This is a genomic window from Methylobacterium sp. WL116, from assembly GCF_008039455.1.
GTDB lineage: Bacteria > Pseudomonadota > Alphaproteobacteria > Rhizobiales > Beijerinckiaceae > Methylobacterium.
Genome location: NZ_VRUV01001158.1, coordinates 1 through 449 on the forward strand (window position 1 = coordinate 1; position 449 = coordinate 449).

General features: G+C 75.9%; 1 pseudogene. It reads left to right on the forward strand.

What is annotated here, in order from left to right:
- Nucleotides 1-449: pseudogene (locus FV223_RS31165) on the forward strand (hypothetical protein); the annotation flags it as partial.

Consider the following 449-nt stretch of genomic DNA (forward strand, 5'->3'; position numbering starts at 1 on the left):
ACCGGGGCGGGCACCGCGCCCGCCCCGGTCGTGCCGGCGGAAGCCCGCGATCTGTCGGAGCTGCCCGACTGGTCCGACGTCCAGCCGTGGTTCGAGGCCGGCGACTGGTCCTCGGCCGAGGCCTGGGAGGCGATCCAGCCCGAGGCCGCCCAGGGTCGTGACCGCGATGCGATGCCGGAGACGGACCCGAGCGCCGAGGCAGCGCAGGCGGCTCCCGTCGCCGCGCCGGCCGGGTCCGTCCCGTCCGAGCGCTACGTCTCGGTGCCGGTCGACATCTCCCACCTGCGCTCGCTTCCGCCGGCTCCGGTCTACGTCCTCGACCCTCTCGTGCGCTTCGACCGCCCGCTGCATCCCGCGCACGGTCAGGACAACGCCAGCCAGGGCGGCATCGGCCGCTCGGACGACGCCGGTATGGATGGGGCCGAGCCGATTGTGCCCGCCCGCCCGGC